The sequence below is a fragment of the Clostridioides sp. GD02377 genome (assembly GCF_045899875.1).
Classification (GTDB): Bacteria; Bacillota; Clostridia; order Peptostreptococcales; family Peptostreptococcaceae; genus Clostridioides; species Clostridioides difficile_A.
On record NZ_JBJODA010000004.1, the window covers coordinates 25,684 to 42,705 of the forward strand.

Here is a 17,022-nt window from a genome sequence, read left to right on the forward strand (position 1 = left end):
CCACTAATTCCTAAACCATTTTATAATTTCATCAATATTTTCTTTTGGTGCTGATAACAAGTCCCAAGATAAAACATATCCTTTTACTGCTGTCTTATTTATATTTAAAATATTTTCACTTATATATTTAGGTGTAACAGGAGCTATAATTTCTTTTTTATTAATTTCAATGCCTACATATATATCTTTAGTAAGATTTTTTGTCATAAAATTTATTTCTTCTAGTACAAATTTTATGGGATATACATCCCCTTCATACTCTGTAATCCCTAAAATATCTAAGAATTTTTGTTTTACAATCTCTTTATTTTCCTGTACAGATTCATCAATAAGTTTTTCAAATTCAAATGGTAAACCTGCTGGAGCTTTTGTAATTCTATACATCATCGGTTTTATAAAATCAGCTACCTCTTGTAGCCTTTCTAAATCTTGACCTGTAAAGTAAGAAATAAAGGGAGAAAAAGTATCTATGCCTATTTTCAATCCTTTATCTTTAAAATAACTACTTATATCTACTAATGCATTGTATATACTTTGATTTTTTATTTCGAAAAAATTTTCCCATATTTTATTTTTAAATTTGTATTTTCCATTAATGTATTCTGTTATGCCAAATGGAGTATCTTTATTACTTATCACTTTGTTAGATACATTATTCATTTCTATTATTAATGACTTTTTATCTATATTATTTTTTTCATATATATTTAAACAATCTTTACAAAAACAATTAAAAACACCATTTAACTTATTCGAAAAAGAAGCATACCTTATCTTATCTAGAAAAATTCCATCAAATTCAATTTCACTAAAATAAGTACTATATATTTTCTTTACATTTTCTATATTTTCCTTATTATTTGGGCAATAAAATTCAAAGTTCTCATCTTCTTGTAAAGTATATCCCTTAACTTCTTTTCCAGTATAATCAATTAGTAAATTACTTTTTTCAAGCAATCCTATTTCCGAAAAGCATGGTAACCAAAGATATAATTCAACACTATATTTATTTAACAATTTTTTAGTTTTTATATATAACTCTTTATCTACATTCCAACCCATGATAACCTTTTCTACATCAATATATTCCATCAATTCTAATAGCTTACATTTTATATCATTAAATTTTATTTCTTTATTTTTAAATCCACCTGTAAAAATTTGTACTATCACTTTTTTTCTATCCATGTTTGACCCTCCTATCAGCTAATGCCATAGCAAGTCTTATACCTCCATATACAGGCTGATTTTCTTGAAGTATAAAGTTTAATTTTTTATCTATGTTTTCTGCTTTTAAATTATTCATTAACATTTGAGCATATATAGTTCTGTTTAATGTTCCACCAGACAAGACTATATTTATTTCATTTTTATCCTTTTTCATTGAATTATAGATTTTACTTAATATTACTTGAGCTAATTTAGATAATTCAATTGATGACTCTCTTAATATTTCAATAGCTAATTTATCTCCTTGTTCAGCGCAATCAATCACTAATGAAGCTAAATTTGCTATTTCAACATTGTTATTTATTTCAGTAATCATATATGTAAGTTTTTCAAAGCTATCTGCATTAAAGAAATATAAGACACAATTAAATAAATCACTATACTCATGACACTCATCACAATAAAGTAAGACCTTCTTTAATAATTTTCTTCCTATATCATATCCAGAGCCTAAATCACTAAAATTATATCCCCATCCACCAACTCTATATATTTCTCCATCTTCTCTAATTCCTAATACAATCGAACCTGTCCCAGCTACAATTACTAAACCAGGAGTATCAGTTTGTGCATAAAAGGCTAACACTGCATCATTTACTAGATACATTTTTTCTTTATTAAGTCCAATTTTTAATATTTCATCCATTATAATTTTATAATCATTAGGAGAATCACATCCTGATATCCCAAATACAGTGTACTCAATATCATCATAATTAATATGCAAATCTTTTAATATTTTCTCAAACCCATTATTAATATTTTCATATGTTTTTTGTATTCCAACTGACTTGTAATTAGTTGAACCAGTAGTGTACTCTTTAAGTATGTTTCCATCTAAATCACTTACACAAAATTTTGTTTTTGTTCCTCCTCCATCTATTGAAATCAAATATCTCACATTAATATCCTCCTTTTTTATTAGACAAGGAATATTGATAGTCAGTTTCTTTTAAACACATACTAATTACTCCATTTATACTTCCTTCTCTCAGTGACTCTACTTTTATTAATTTAGGGAAATTTTCTTCTCCCACACTCTTACTTACATCTTTCTCTATAAATTCCATATCAGCCTCAGTTAATATACTGCATTGTATAATCATAGCTTGTGGATTTAAGACACATACAAGAGTTCTTACAAAATTTGATATTATTGATAAGACTTCTTTTTTAAAATTATTATCCTTGCTCTCCAAATATCTTTTTCTTAAACTTAAAATATAATCTTCAATATTTAAGTTTTCATAATTATACTTATTAAACTCCATATTTAAATAACTTAATTCTCCAGCAAAATTTGTGGAACCTAAATATAACTCGCCATTTATAACTATCCCTGAACCAATACCATCTTCTAAATACATAAGAGCCATATTTTTATATTCATCTTTATACTGTTTTTGGTAAATTCCAATAGTAGTAATATTTGTATCATTTTCTATAAATACTTTAGTATTGTATTTACTCTTTATTAAAGTCTCTAGGTTTATACCTTCCCAACTTTTTATAGTTGGTATATTCTTAACCACACCATTTTTTACAACTCCTGGAACTCCAATCCCAATAGCTCTTATACTGTTTTCTCTTACTTTTTCTATTAAAGTATCTATAACAAAAAAAGTATCTTGGTTAACGTTTTCATAGGTATCCATTCTTATGTCAAATTCCTCTTGATAAGTTATCTCCCCTAATAAATTTGCAACTACTCCTATACAGCTATTTCTATAATAATATAAAGCTATTATGTGTTCCAAATTTGCATTTATTTCAAATAATTGTGCTCTTCTTCCTCCAGTAGACTCACTTAATCCACTTACTTTGACCTCATTTTTTAAAGCTAATTGTTCTACAATTTTATTAACTGTAGCTAAACTCAATTCAGTAATACTTGAAATTTCTGGCTTCGTTATAGGACCTTCATTTTTTATAATGTTTTTTATTAAATCTTCATTTACTTTTTTTATCGTTTGTGGCTTTCCAACTATATTTTTCATAAACAACACCTTACTTTATAAACTTTATTTATTAAGTTTAGTATAATATCTGTAATACAAGTTTGTCAATAAATTTTCAATAAAAAAGCCATTTCAATATAATCCAAAATTATTATGAAATGACGTTTCTATTGAAATAGCTGATTTAAAAACAAGTCTTTTAAAATCTATTTTTTTAACCTAACTTCAGCTGCCTTTGCATGAGCATACAGTCCCTCTTCTTTTGCTAACTTTTCTGCAACAGGAGCTAATGCTTTTATAGCCTTTTCATTCAATATCTGCTTTGTACAAGTTTTTATAAATGTACCAACCCAAACACCACCAGTGTATCTTGATGCTTTAAGTGTTGGTAATGTATGATTTGTACCTGAAACATAGTCACCAAATACTTCTGCAGAAAGATTTCCAATAAATAGAGAACCATAGTTAATTAATTTATCACAAATCTCATCATACTTCTCTACTGCAACTTCTAAATGTTCTGGTGCATAAAAATTACTTATTTTAATAGCTTCCTCAATATCATCAACTAAAATTATCTCTCCATTATTCTCCCATGAACTATATGCTATATCCTTTGTTGGTAAATCTTCTAACATAATTTTTATATTTTTCTCAACTTCATTTGCTATTTCTAAGCTATTTGTCAATAATATACCTCTTGCATTTAAATCATGCTCACATTGTGCTAATAAATCAGCTGCAATATAAACTGGATTTGAAGTTTCATCAGCTATTATAAGAACTTCACTTGGACCAGCTACAAAATCAATTCCCACTTGACCATAACACTGTCTTTTAGCTTCAGTTACAAATTTATTTCCTGGTCCTACAATTATGTCAACTGGATTAATCTTTTCTGTACCATATGTAAATGCTGCTATAGCTTGGACACCTCCAGTTGCATATATTTCATCAGCCCCTGCTATGTCCATAGCTACCAACGTTTTAGGATTTATATCTTCAGTATTTTTCATAGTTGGCGAACATGCTACTATTCTTTTTACACCTGCAACTTTTGCAGGTATTATAAGCATAAGTGCTGTTGAAAATAATGGATATTGCCCACCTGGAACATATGCAAGGCATGATTCTATTGGAATATTAGTTTGACCTAAGATTACACCTGGATAAATTTCTTTTTCAAAAGAATTTTCAAAACTTGATTTTTGAGCTTTAGCAAATTCTCTTATATTTTCAGCAGCAATCTTCAGATTATTTATAAATTCATTATCTACATGTTTATAAGCTTCTTTTATCTCTTCTTTAGTAATTCTAAATTCATATCTTGTATTTTTATCAAACTTATCATTGTATTTTCTAAGTGCAACATCCTTATTTCTTCTTATATCTTCTATTATAGAACTTACTTGCTCTCTTAAAACCTTTTCATCTACCTTTTCTTTTGTGCTTGATGTTTTGATGCTTTTCATTTTTTACCTCCTAGTTTTACAATATTATTCTCATTTAAGATACATCAATAAATAAAAACTCCCACCCTCTATTAAAAGCTAGAGGATGGGAGTCTAATCATATTGTACTCACCTCACTAACTGAGCACTATTTGTCTAATAACTATACTTATATTTCTTCTAATCATTAATTTTTTTCTGAATTTTCTCTTTATTATACATAATATGATATATTTTAACTATTGATTTGTCAATGAAATTCTTTTATTTTCTACCACAGTTACAGTTAGGTTTATGGCATTTATGGCAACAATTGTTGTTTCCACCATTATTTCCATTTCTTCTAGCTTCACATTCCATACCTTTATCAAATAATCTAGTAGCTTCTGCTAAATATTCTATTCCTCTATAATTGAACTCAGAATATTCATCCCAGTATTTTTCTGCTTTTTCCCATAATTTTCTAGCTTCACATTCATATGCTAATGCTTCTTTTTTTCTTTCTGCAGATTCGCAGAATGCTTCTCTAGCTTCTCTTTCTCTTATTTCAGCTTCTCTTCTAAATCTTTCACAGTTTCTAGGTCTATTTTCTTCTTGATTTGAACATCCACAGTTTGAACCTCTTCTTTCTCTATCTTCATCGTATGCTGCTCTTTCATATTCTTCTCCATCATTTTGGAACCATTTAGCTGTAGCTTCTCCTCTTTCATACCAATCTTCTGGATAACCACCATTTGCATATTTTTTATTTTCCATATAACATATCTCTCCTTTTAATTTTAATTTTTTATGAGATGTTTTGTTTTATCTCATAGTATATAGTATTAAAATTATCAAAATATGTTACATATAAACTTATTTTTTCCCTTTTTTAACTTATTTTCAACATTTTATTCATTTTTTCGCAATATCCCTTATCTTTTATTAGACATAAACTGTTATTTATTTCATACTCAGAATCAGCATAAACCATAATAGCAAGCTCATCATCATCATTTAAAACATCATAATTTACTAAGCAATTCTCAACTATATTCAATATTTCATCTTTATTACATTTTTTAAATCTAAGAAGTGCTCCACATTTTTCTCTAACTATCTTATTAACCTGTATTTTATCTTTAGTAAAAGAATCTATACTTGAAACTCTATTATCTATTATATCAATCACATCTGAATAAACTGCACTTCCTGTTGCTAGACTTCCAGCTCCCTTACCTACAAAAGAAACTTCTCCTACTGAATCGCCATTTACTATAACAGCATTAAATTCATTGTCTATTCTAGCAAGTATATTATCTTTTTCTACTAGGACAGGTCTAACAAAAGCACTTACTTTATCATTTTCATACTTACTTTGACCAATTAATTTTATCTTACAATTTAATTTTTTTGCATATTCAATATCTTTTTCATCTATATCTGTAATTCCCTCTAAATATACATCTTTCCAATACACTCTATTATCATAAGCTAGAGTTGATAATATTGATAGTTTTCTAGCAGCATCATATCCTAATACATCTGACTCTGGATTGGCTTCAGCAAAACCTAATTCCTGAGCTTGCTTTAACGCCATATCATAAGATAAATTCTCGTCATACATTTTAGATAATATAAAGTTAGTAGTTCCATTTAAAATAGCATTTATACTATCTATGTTATTTCCTTCTAATGACTCTATTATTGGTTTTAATACTGGTATCCCTCCAGCAACTGAAGCTTCAAATTTTATACTTACCTTATTTTCACTTGCTAATTTTGCAAGCTCATCTCCACATTCAGCTAGCAAATCTTTATTTGCTGTAACAACATGAATTTTATTATTTAAAGCTTTTTTAATATAAGATAATGTTGGTTCTAAACCACCCATAACTTCTACAAGTATATCTATATCTTTTTCAAATATATCATCTATATTATTAGTTATTATATTAGAGTATTTTTTACCTTTATGTTTTTCTAGATTGTTAACTAAAATTCCAACTATTTCTATATTTCTTTTTTCTTTATTATTATCTATTATATCTATAAGTCCACTTCCTACAGTTCCATATCCTAGTACTCCAATTTTCACTTTATTCTCCATTTTATTATCCTCCTAAAATTTATAATTTTCCGATTTTTTTTTATTTTCAATCTTTTATTGCAATAAAAATAGACTCATCCCTAGATAAAGGGACGAGTCTATGCTCGCGGTTCCACCCAATTTAATTTCATCATTTATTGATAAAATCCACTTTATACTTTAACGCAGTTAACGGTTAATCTTACTAAAACCTTTCAAGGTAACTTCAGACCACAGCTCCTAGGTAGTTTTCAATTTTTCAAACTTAGAAAGTCTTTCAGCCTTTGAACTTTCCTCTCTGATAGTCGAACTAAATCTACTCTTCCTATTCATCGCTTTTATATTTTTTATGATTATTATAATTACTATTTATATTTTTAAATAACAAAAAACTCCCATCCTTATAACATAAGGACGAGAGTATTATTCCCGCGGTTCCACCTAACTTAGTTTTCATATATTATGAAAACTCACTTTACACTTTAACGCAGTTAACGACTATTCTTACTAAAATCTATTAATATAGATAACTTCAGAAAGTAGCTCCTAGGTAGTTTTCAATCTCTCTAATTTAAAAAGTCTTTCAGCCGATGGACTCTTCTCTCTGGCAATCGAATTAGATTTACTCTTCCTATTCATCGCTTTTTATTTATTATGTTGTAATTTATTTTAAACCCTTCTAAAACAATTGTCAATAGTTTTTTAAAATTTTATCTATTTACACTTAAATTATAAATCCGAAAATTCTATTTCTAATTTTTTACTTAGTTCATCGCTAACTTCTCTTTTATAATTGCATTTTTCAGTATTATTTTCTCTTCTAATTGGCAATGAAACAATAAATTCACTTCCAATCCCAAGTTGACTCTTTAAACATATACTTCCATCATGTAATTCAACTAAAGATTTCACTAGTGAAAGGCCAATTCCACTTCCTTTAACCCTATAAGAAAGTTCATTATCAATTTGTTCAAATCTATTAAATATCTTATCTATTTTTTCTTTTGGTATACCTATTCCACTGTCAGATATTTTCATTTTAAACATATCATCTTTCACACATAGAAATATATTTATCTCTCCATTTTCTTTATTATACTTAATTCCATTAGAGAGCAAATTTAATATTATTCTTTCCAATTTTTCTGAATCAAATAACATAGTAAATTCTTCTATTTCTGTATCAAATGTAAGTTGTATGTTATTTTGACTTGCGAAATCAGCTACAGACATACATATATCCTCTATAAATGAAATTATATCGGATTCTTCTGGTTTGAAATCTAAATATCCTGACTGCATTTTTGTAAAGTCTATAAAATTATTAACCAATCTTAATATTCTATTTCCATTCTGTTTTATCATACCTAGATTTCTTTTTAAAGTATCATTTGATTCTATTAAATCTGCTTCTTTTCTTTCTATTAATTGTAATGAAGACGAGATTAAATTTATGGGGGTTCTAAGTTCATGAGACAAATTTGCAAAGAACTCCATTTTATTTTTATCCATTTCTTCTTCTAATTTTTTTCTTCTGCTTATATCTCTTGCTGTTCCAATTATTCCAATAACACTTCCATAACTATCAAAAAATGGTCTTTTTGTAATCTCAATACACTTATTTTCATTGTTCATACTTATATTTGATTCGAATGTAACCACCTTTTTATTTTCAACTACATCTTTATCACTTTTAAGTATCGTATCTATTAAAGATTCTTCTGTTGATGTTTTATAACTATTCTTTCCTAATAATTCTTCTTTATTCATACAAGCTAAATTTAAAAAACCTGAATTAAATCCAATGTAATTTCCATACACATCTTTATAAAACATATTCTCTGGAATTGAATGTTCAATCATCTTCATTAAGTTTTTTGAATTATAGTTTTTGTTACTATTTCCACTATATATTATATTATCTATTATTCCTATAGTTCCCAAAAGTTCATCTTCATCATACAAAAAATATTTTTCAACCATGAAGAATGTTTCTTTGTATTCAAATAGATTTTGTAAAAATCTTTTTTTACTCGATACACCCTCTATATAATCATTCCTAAATAATTTTCCGGTGCTTTCTCCCCATACTTCTACATCATTCTTCCCAAATATATCTTTTGTTGTTTTAATATTATTATTTAATATTGGAACTAAATTTTCGCTACAATCTATGTATATGCCTTCTTCATCTTTTATATAGGCTATTTTTTCTTTTTTATTAAAAGAATCGATTACTTGTCTGTAATCAAATACAATCTTGCAAAAATACAAAATTATATGTGATTCTCCTATTATTTGTTTTTTTATGTTTATCCAATTTTTGAGTGTTGGTATATATCTTTTTACACAGTTTACATTATCTGAAAATAACTCATTAAAATATTTCTTGGCTTTAAATACAGGTAATAAATCCAATATATTTTCGTCACAAAGTCCTTCTTCTAATTTTAATATTTTCCCCATACCTTTACTTATATATTCTACTCGATACTCTATATTTTCTTGTTCCTTTATAACTTTACAATATAAAAAAGGAACAGGTATATTTTTTATAAAATTTACATATTTATTATGGGTATCCATATCCTAACCACTACCTCTCAATGTTATTTACAATAGTACTCTTTAAGTAATTATATGACAATTTTCTATTAATTATAACATATTTTATAAAATTTTCTTGTAAATAAATTTAATTTTATGTAATTTATTATTTGTTTATAATTATTTGTGTCGCTTTTTTCTCATCAGTTATTATGTGTGTTATGTATCCAGTCTTCAATGCACCTGTTATTGCACTTACACTAGAATCTGAACATATGGCTATAACTTTTTTTGCTTTTTTTAATTTTTCAAGAGGTATTTGTATAACATAGTCATTATCACTTTTAATTATTTCCCCATACTTATTAAAATAATAAGATAAAAATGAACCTACTACCTTCTCTTTTGTAAGCTTTTTCCCAAATCTAATTGCAGTAGCTTGGTCTGGTACCTGTGGGTAATTATCTATGGATAAAATTATTGTGTCAATATTATCCCATTTTTTCTCCATACTTTGATAATTTTCAGTTTTCAAATATATATCTCTTTCTTCACTACTAGTTGGGAATGCAGGCGCATATAAAAATACAGGACTAAATCCTGTACTATTTGAAAATACAGATATTAACTCATTAGGATGATATCCTTTGTTTGGTATATTTGCCATCCCAACTAATGGATATACCTCTCCTTTAAAAATACAATTATCATCACTCTTTTGCATTTCTTCCATTATATTACCTATAATATAACCCCACCCTATTCCTACATTACTGACCTTATTTAATTCTTCTTTTATATACTTTATTCCATGACTTAGTATAGTTTGTTGAGTTATATATTCAGTTTTAGCTTCAGGAACTATTAACCCGCCTTTAATACTAAAAATATCTTTTATTTGATTCATCAATAAATCATTACTAGAAAACAATTCTCTAATTTCTATTTTTACTATTCCAATCTCTTTTGCTCTATTTAGCATCTTACTTACTAAGGGTCTTGATACACCTAAGATTTTTGCAATTTCTGCTTGAGTTTTATTTTCTTCATAATACATTTTTGATACTTCTACCAATTTCAACATTTCATTATCAATAGTCATATTTTCATCCTTTCAAAGTTGATTATAAATTAAAATTATATCATTAAATAAATTTTGTCAAGTTGTATTAATAATAAAAAAAGTCTAGAAAAATCCTAGACTTTTTAGCTTAAATATCAACATTCTTGCATTAATTCAATTATAAAACCACCATTAATTATAAATGCACATTTCAAGTTATCTCCTACATTAAAAGGTTCTACAATTACTTCATTCTCACTCAAGTATTTATCCATATTTTTTACTTTATATGCAACATGAGGATTCTTTTGCATTATTTCTGGAAGTGGACTTCCTTCAACAAATCTCAAGTATTCATATTTAAACTCTGTATATTTTGGGTCTGTTATATAAACCTTTAATTCTTCATTAAATTCCTCATGTTCTTGTGGTTTGTCTGTTATAACACCTATATGTACAAATTCCATAAATTTACCTCCAATATATTGAAATTTATGTATTATATTGATATTTATATACTTAACTTAGTATATATTACTTATACTCCTTCTTTAATTCTTCAAATAACTTATATGCTTGTTCTGGTGTATTGTTCTCGTGAACAATAGCTTTTATTGCTTTTATCATTGCTTTTGGACTTTCTGATTGGAATACATTTCTTCCCATATCAACACCTGCTGCACCTTCGTTTATAGCTCTATAAGCCATCTCTAATGCTTCTTTTTCTGGGACTTTTTTTCCTCCTGCTATAACTATAGGTACTGGACAAGCAGCTGTTATTTTCTCAAAATCTTCACAGTAGTAACTTTTTACTATACTTGCTCCAAATTCAGCTAGCATCCTAGTGGCTAACAAGAAGTATTTTGCTGTTCTTTCCATTTCTTTACCTACTGCAACAACACCCAAAACAGGTATAGAATATCTATTTCCCATATCTATTGTTTTAACTAAATTTTCTATAGCTTTACATTCACCTTCAGCACCCATAAATGTCTGTATAGCTAGACAAGATGCATTCATTCTTATAGCATCTTCTATATCAACTCCAATTACTTCCCTACTCATATCTTCTCTAAGAACTGAACTTCCTGCTGAACATCTAAGCGCTATAGCCTTATCTTGAATTGGACTTATACATGTTCTCAAAGCTCCTCTTGTAGCCATAAGACAGTCTGCATCTTCTATAAGGTCAGGTATTGAAAGGTCTAATCTCTCTAACCCTTGAGTAGGACCCATGATATACCCATGGTCAAAGGCTAACATAAGTGATTTTCCTGTTTTAGGATTGAATATTTTTGACAATCTATTTTTCATTCCCCAATCCACATTATCCATTCCTTTTAAATAAAAGCTTTGTTCTGGAGGCTTTATACCTACTCCGTAATCTTTTGGTAGTATTATTCCATCTTTATCTGCCATTTTTTATCTCCCTTTAATTCAATCTAATTTTTTTTAAAGTAAGGTGTATTACATGGTGAATTGAAATATCTTAACAATTCCTCATTCATTCTAGCTATAAATAGTTGGAATCCAGCTGTTTCTTGAGTAGTTAAAAGCTCTCCAACATGATTTGAAAGTACTTCTATATTTTTTTCTTGCAATATTTTATGACATTTTCTATACACTATTAGCATTTCCATCAAAGTAGTAGCTCCTGAGCCATTAACTATTAACATTACTTTTTCCCCATCTTTAATGTCTAAATCTTTAATCAAAGCTTGTGTCATTATTTCAGCAGTTTCATCAGCAGACTTCATTTCCATACGTCCACCTCCACCTTCTCCATGTTGCCCCATTCCTATTTCCATTTCATTTTCTCCAAGCTCAGAAATAACCATTCCTGTAGAAGGATGAGTAGCTCCCTTACATGCAACAGCTATAGTCGCCATATTATCAGCAAATTTTTGTGCTATTTCTGCAACTTCATCTAAAGATTTTCCTTCTTTAGCAGCTCCTGCAGCTATTTTATATAAAGGTATACAACCAACCAAACCTCTTCTATCATCACTATTTTCTCTTAGTGCATTTGCTACATCTTCTTGAGTAACAACTTTTTTAACATTAAGTCCTTCTTTTTTAACTTGTTTCATAACAAGATTTCCTGTCAACATATCTCCTGCATGATTAAGGACTACAAACAGTACACCTTTGCCTCTGTCAGCCATTTTTATAGCTTCTAAACAAGAATTTGGACCTGGAGCTGCAAATACATCTCCAACTACAGCTATATCGACCATTCCATCACCAACAAATCCACTCAATGCTGGTTCATGACCTGCTCCACCTAGAGTGACTATTGTTACTCTTTCTGCTTCTTCTAATTTTTTATTTATTACTAAATTTGAATCTGTAACTCTCAGTAAGTCTGAATTTGCAAGTTCTAAACCTTCTAAAACTTCTCTAGTTAAATCTTCTGACTGGTTAATAAATTTTTTCATTGGCATGATAAATTCCCCCTATTAAATTTGTTATATTTATTATTTAATTTGTTAATCTAATTTATAATGCGTTATATAAACCTTTAAACATCAGTGATATAGAAACAGCACCTGGGTCCATATGTCCTAGACTTCTTTCTCCTATACTTTTTGCTCGTCCAAATTTTGCTATGTAAGTTTTAGTATTCTCAGCACCTTCTACTGCTTTTTCATAAGCTAATCTAAAGATATCTACTATGTCATTACTCTGTACATTATAAATAGCATCTATGGCTGGATATAATGCATCTACCAAAGTTTTTTGACCTATTTTAGCAGTAGAAATAAGAGATAAATTTTCTCTTGCTTCATTAAACATACCTTTTATTTCTTCTATTTCAAGTTCATCTTTATCATCTATTCCTTCAGCCATTCCCTCAAATATAGTCCCCCATAAAGGTCCTGCTGAACCACCATTTACATTCATACATAAAGTACTTAAATCTTCATTAATTGATTTTATGCTATCATTTTTATTTTCTTCTAATGCTCTTTTTTTCATACAATCTGCTATTCTATCTATAGTAACCCCATGGTCACCATCTCCAACTACACTATCTAATTCACATAAATATATCTTATTTTCCTTTAATATTTCCGCTGCACTTATCAACATTTTTTTCCATGTAGTAGTTGATAACATTGAACCATCTCCTTATTAATATCTTGATTCAATATTATCATATGTAATAACAAATGTAAATTATTTTTAGAAAACGTTTTTACAAAATTTACATTTGTTATATTAAACAATGTTTCTTTTTTTAAAGTTTACTTTAAACTTTCATTTCTTATCTTTCTAAAATACAGTCTTGAATTTACTTCATAGCCTATAACAATAGACCAACTGCTAAAATACATCCATGTCATAAGTACAATTATTTCAGCTATACTTCCATAGATTACTTCATAGTTAGCATAATAATTTGTATAATAAGAGTACAAAAATGACACTAAAAACCAAGAAAATGTAGCAAAAATAGCACCTGGTGCAGATTCTTTCAGAGTCAACTTTTTATTTGGTGTATACTTATACAAAGCTGTAAATATAACTATTATTGTTAAAATACCCACAGAGTATCTTAAAATATCCCATATCCTTATAAATATCTTATCTAATCCTATAAAATTAAAAATAAAATAGCCTATTTTCTCTCCATAAACCAGAAATATCATAGATAAAAAAATTAACACTAAAAGCATAATTGTAAATAAAAATGATATAGATAGGATTTTTAAAAAAGACCTAGTTTCTTTAACTTTATACGCTCTATTCATCCCTTTAATAAGAGCTTTTACTGCTCTTGAAAATGTCCACATAGTAAGTCCAAAACTGACAGCTAAAAAATTTAAACTTCTATTATCTATTGCAGAAACTATAATTGAAGATAATACATCAAAAGCACTTTCTGGCATCATATTTCTAAAAAGTTCTATATATTTATTTAAATGAAGAACTGGTATATATGCTATAGAACTTATAGTAAATATTAAAAAAGGAAATATAGACAGCATCAAGAAAAAAGATACTTCTGCTGACTTTGAACTTAATTCACTGTAATTAGATTTTGCAACTATATATTCAATCAATTTTTTATCTATCCCAAACATAAATATCCCCTTTTCTCTCAAATTAATTTCATTATACAATATTAATTATACTCAGATTCATACCATAATATAATTATTTAAGTAAAAATAACATAAATAAAAGCTGAAAATAACAATTCTACTAACATTTCTATATTCTAATCAATGAAAGTAAATTATAATTTTCAGCTAAATAAATATTATCATAAAACTATCTTATAAGATAGTTAAACATCTTTTATTTTAATTTTTCAACCATAATATCTATATATTCTTTTAGACCACTTAGTTTTTCATCTGCTTCAACCTCACTAGCTCCTTTTACAGCTATGTAGAATTTAAGTTTTGGCTCTGTTCCAGATGGTCGTATTGCTACCCAAGATTCATCTTCCAAGAAGTATTTTAAAACGTCAGACTTAGGAAGATTATCTATACCTTTTTTATAATCTTTTTTATCCACTACTTTGATATCATTTATATAATCAATTTGATTTTCTCTAAAGTAAGATATTATTTCTTTTATCTTTTCTACTCCTTCTATACCCTTTAAAGTCAAAGATATAGTCTGCTCTTTAAAAAATCCATATTTCTTATAAAGTTCTATTAGACCTTCATATAAACTCATACCTTTTGAATAGTAAAATGCTGCCATTTCAGATATTAATAATGAAGAAACTACTCCATCTTTATCTCTCGCATGAGTACCAACTAAATAACCATAACTTTCTTCATATCCAAATACATAATTTCTGTCTTTATTTTGTTCAAATAGTTTTATTTTCTCACCAATAAACTTAAAACCTGTAAGAACATTTAACACATCAACATTATTGGCTTTGGCTATATCTGCTCCAAACTCTGATGTAACTATAGTTTTTATCATTGTAGAATTTTCTTTTAACTTATTATTTTCTTTTAAACCTTCTATTAGATAATGTGTCAACATACCACCGATTTGATTACCTGTAAGTAGAGCATACTCTCCTGTGGTAGTTTTTACAGCTACACCCACTCTATCGCAGTCTGGGTCAGTTGCTATTACAAGGTCTGCTCCTTTTTCTTTTGCAAGTAATATTCCTCTATTTAAAGCTTTTTTCTCTTCTGGATTTGGATAATCAAGACCTGCAAAATTTGGGTCTGGATTTTCTTCTTCTGGAACTACAATTATATTTTCAAATCCAACTTCTTTTAATGTTCTTCTTATTGGTATATTACCTGTTCCACAAAGAGGTGTATAAACTATTTTAAAAGTTTTACCTACATTTTTAACTAAGTCGGTTCTTATAATTTGACTCTTTACTGCTTCTATAAATTCAGTATCCTGTGATTCATCCAATAAAATAACTAAATTTTTATTATCTTCACTTAAAGTTGGTATTATACTGTAATCATGTATACTATTTACTTTCTCAGTTATTGCATTTGCTATATCTGGCATAACTTGTGCCCCATCTTCCCAGTATACCTTATATCCATTATATTCAGGAGGATTATGACTGGCTGTTATAACTATACCCGCTATTGCATTTAGATTTCTAACTGCAAAAGATAATTCTGGAGTGGTTCTTAAACTATCAAATATATATGCTTTTATACCACATGCTGCCAAAGTATTTGCAGACTCTATACAGAATTCTCTAGACTTGTGTCTATTATCATGAGCTATCACTACTCCTCTATTTTTTTCTTCAGCTGTCGTATTTTCTAATATATAGTTAGCCAATCCAAAAGTAGCTCTTCTAACTGTATATTTGTTTATTCTATTTGTACCTGCTTCGATTATACCCCTAAGACCAGCAGTACCAAATTCTAAGTCCTTATAAAATCTATCTTCTATTTCTTTTTCATTACCTTTTATCTTATCTAATTCTATCTTTGTATCTTCATCAAAATATGAACTTTTTACCCACTCTTCATAAGTTTTCCTATAATCCATAATAAAATCCTCCCTATCTTATGTATTTATTATAATTGTATAAACAAATATCTTTTATATAATTATACTTCTTCTGTATATTTATTAACTGAGTTAATAAATATATCTGCCATTACTCTATGACCTTCTTTTGTTGGATGTAATCCATCAAAATACAAGTTTTTATATCCTTTTTGTTCCATGCACTTATTATATCTCGAATAAAAATCTACAAACTCAGTATTAAATGTTACACTAAACTTTTTTACCCAACAATTATATAATTCTAACTTTTTGGATACTAGATTAAAATCAGTAAAACGACTCCAATCTTCTCTAAGATTTGGAATATCTGGTTTCAATGGTATACCTATTATAGGTATGATATTTTTTGAATATGCTTGATGCACCATAGCCATTATATTAGAATTAATAACTTCATTTCCTGCTCCAACAATCAAATCATTGGTACCACCCATTATAAAAACTATATCAGGAGAATTTTTTACAACATCTTCATTAAATCTAACTAACATACCACTTGTTGTATCACCATTTATACCCTTATTTATTATTTCTAATCGAGTCTCTTTATTCACAATGTTTGTCCATGAATTACTTCGTGATACTCCAAACCCATATGTTAAACTGTCTCCTAAGCAGACTATTTTCATCTTATCCCCCCTTAGATATATTTTTATGTTTCAAGAATAATCTAACAGT

15 protein-coding genes and 2 other annotated features are annotated in these 17,022 nt (G+C 27.8%); all 15 genes read right to left on the bottom strand.

Translation table 11 applies throughout. The features are described from left to right. Window positions 1-3 precede the first annotated feature (3 nt). Window positions 4-1,188: a hypothetical protein gene (locus tag Q3304_RS04275; RefSeq protein WP_407814349.1), complete on the bottom strand. Its 1,185-nt coding sequence runs from the start codon at window positions 1,186-1,188 to the stop codon at window positions 4-6. Beyond that, complete coding sequence (locus Q3304_RS04280) at window positions 1,181-2,131, bottom strand: N-acetylglucosamine kinase (RefSeq protein ID WP_054270072.1); 951 nt, start codon at window positions 2,129-2,131, stop codon at window positions 1,181-1,183. Before Q3304_RS04280 ends, Q3304_RS04275 begins: the two co-directional genes overlap by 8 nt. A gap of 1 nt (window position 2,132) precedes the next feature. Then, entirely contained in the window at window positions 2,133-3,227 is a 1,095-nt protein-coding gene (locus tag Q3304_RS04285; protein ID WP_054270071.1) for an ROK family protein, read from the bottom strand. Window positions 3,228-3,394: 167 nt separating this feature from the next. Further along, window positions 3,395-4,660 carry a histidinol dehydrogenase gene (hisD, locus tag Q3304_RS04290; protein WP_407814350.1) on the bottom strand — a complete coding sequence of 422 codons (1,266 nt, stop codon included), beginning with the start codon at window positions 4,658-4,660 and terminating at the stop codon, window positions 3,395-3,397. A 243-nt stretch (window positions 4,661-4,903) separates the two neighbouring features. Further along, window positions 4,904-5,395, bottom strand: coding sequence for an exosporium morphogenetic protein CdeM (gene cdeM, locus Q3304_RS04295; RefSeq protein WP_407814351.1), 492 nt, complete (start codon window positions 5,393-5,395; stop codon window positions 4,904-4,906). A 115-nt stretch (window positions 5,396-5,510) separates the two neighbouring features. Further along, complete coding sequence (locus tag Q3304_RS04300) at window positions 5,511-6,728, bottom strand: homoserine dehydrogenase (RefSeq protein ID WP_054270068.1); 1,218 nt, start codon at window positions 6,726-6,728, stop codon at window positions 5,511-5,513. A gap of 85 nt (window positions 6,729-6,813) precedes the next feature. After that, window positions 6,814-7,049 (bottom strand) — a binding site (T-box leader). Window positions 7,050-7,114: 65 nt separating this feature from the next. Further along, window positions 7,115-7,355, bottom strand: a binding site (T-box leader). Window positions 7,356-7,436: 81 nt separating this feature from the next. Next, window positions 7,437-9,293 carry an ATP-binding protein gene (locus tag Q3304_RS04305; RefSeq protein ID WP_407814352.1) on the bottom strand — a complete coding sequence of 619 codons (1,857 nt, stop codon included), beginning with the start codon at window positions 9,291-9,293 and terminating at the stop codon, window positions 7,437-7,439. Between the two features lie 127 nt (window positions 9,294-9,420). After that, entirely contained in the window at window positions 9,421-10,356 is a 936-nt protein-coding gene (locus Q3304_RS04310) for a sugar-binding transcriptional regulator (protein WP_407814353.1), read from the bottom strand. A 116-nt stretch (window positions 10,357-10,472) separates the two neighbouring features. After that, window positions 10,473-10,784 carry a hypothetical protein gene (locus tag Q3304_RS04315; RefSeq protein ID WP_054270065.1) on the bottom strand — a complete coding sequence of 104 codons (312 nt, stop codon included), beginning with the start codon at window positions 10,782-10,784 and terminating at the stop codon, window positions 10,473-10,475. Between the two features lie 67 nt (window positions 10,785-10,851). Next, window positions 10,852-11,736, bottom strand: a complete 885-nt coding sequence (lsrF, locus tag Q3304_RS04320) for a 3-hydroxy-5-phosphonooxypentane-2,4-dione thiolase (RefSeq protein ID WP_054270064.1) — start codon at window positions 11,734-11,736, stop codon at window positions 10,852-10,854. A gap of 23 nt (window positions 11,737-11,759) precedes the next feature. Next, entirely contained in the window at window positions 11,760-12,761 is a 1,002-nt protein-coding gene (locus Q3304_RS04325; protein WP_407814354.1) for a dihydroxyacetone kinase subunit DhaK, read from the bottom strand. Between the two features lie 55 nt (window positions 12,762-12,816). Next, window positions 12,817-13,437, bottom strand: a complete 621-nt coding sequence (dhaL, locus tag Q3304_RS04330) for a dihydroxyacetone kinase subunit DhaL (protein ID WP_054270062.1) — start codon at window positions 13,435-13,437, stop codon at window positions 12,817-12,819. Between the two features lie 128 nt (window positions 13,438-13,565). After that, window positions 13,566-14,405, bottom strand: a complete 840-nt coding sequence (locus Q3304_RS04335) for a YihY/virulence factor BrkB family protein (RefSeq protein ID WP_407814355.1) — start codon at window positions 14,403-14,405, stop codon at window positions 13,566-13,568. A gap of 217 nt (window positions 14,406-14,622) precedes the next feature. After that, window positions 14,623-16,320 (bottom strand): phospho-sugar mutase, encoded by a 1,698-nt coding sequence (locus Q3304_RS04340; protein ID WP_407814356.1) that lies wholly within the window; start codon window positions 16,318-16,320, stop codon window positions 14,623-14,625. A gap of 62 nt (window positions 16,321-16,382) precedes the next feature. After that, window positions 16,383-16,973 (bottom strand): SGNH/GDSL hydrolase family protein, encoded by a 591-nt coding sequence (locus Q3304_RS04345; protein ID WP_407814357.1) that lies wholly within the window; start codon window positions 16,971-16,973, stop codon window positions 16,383-16,385. Window positions 16,974-17,022: the final 49 nt, after the last annotated feature.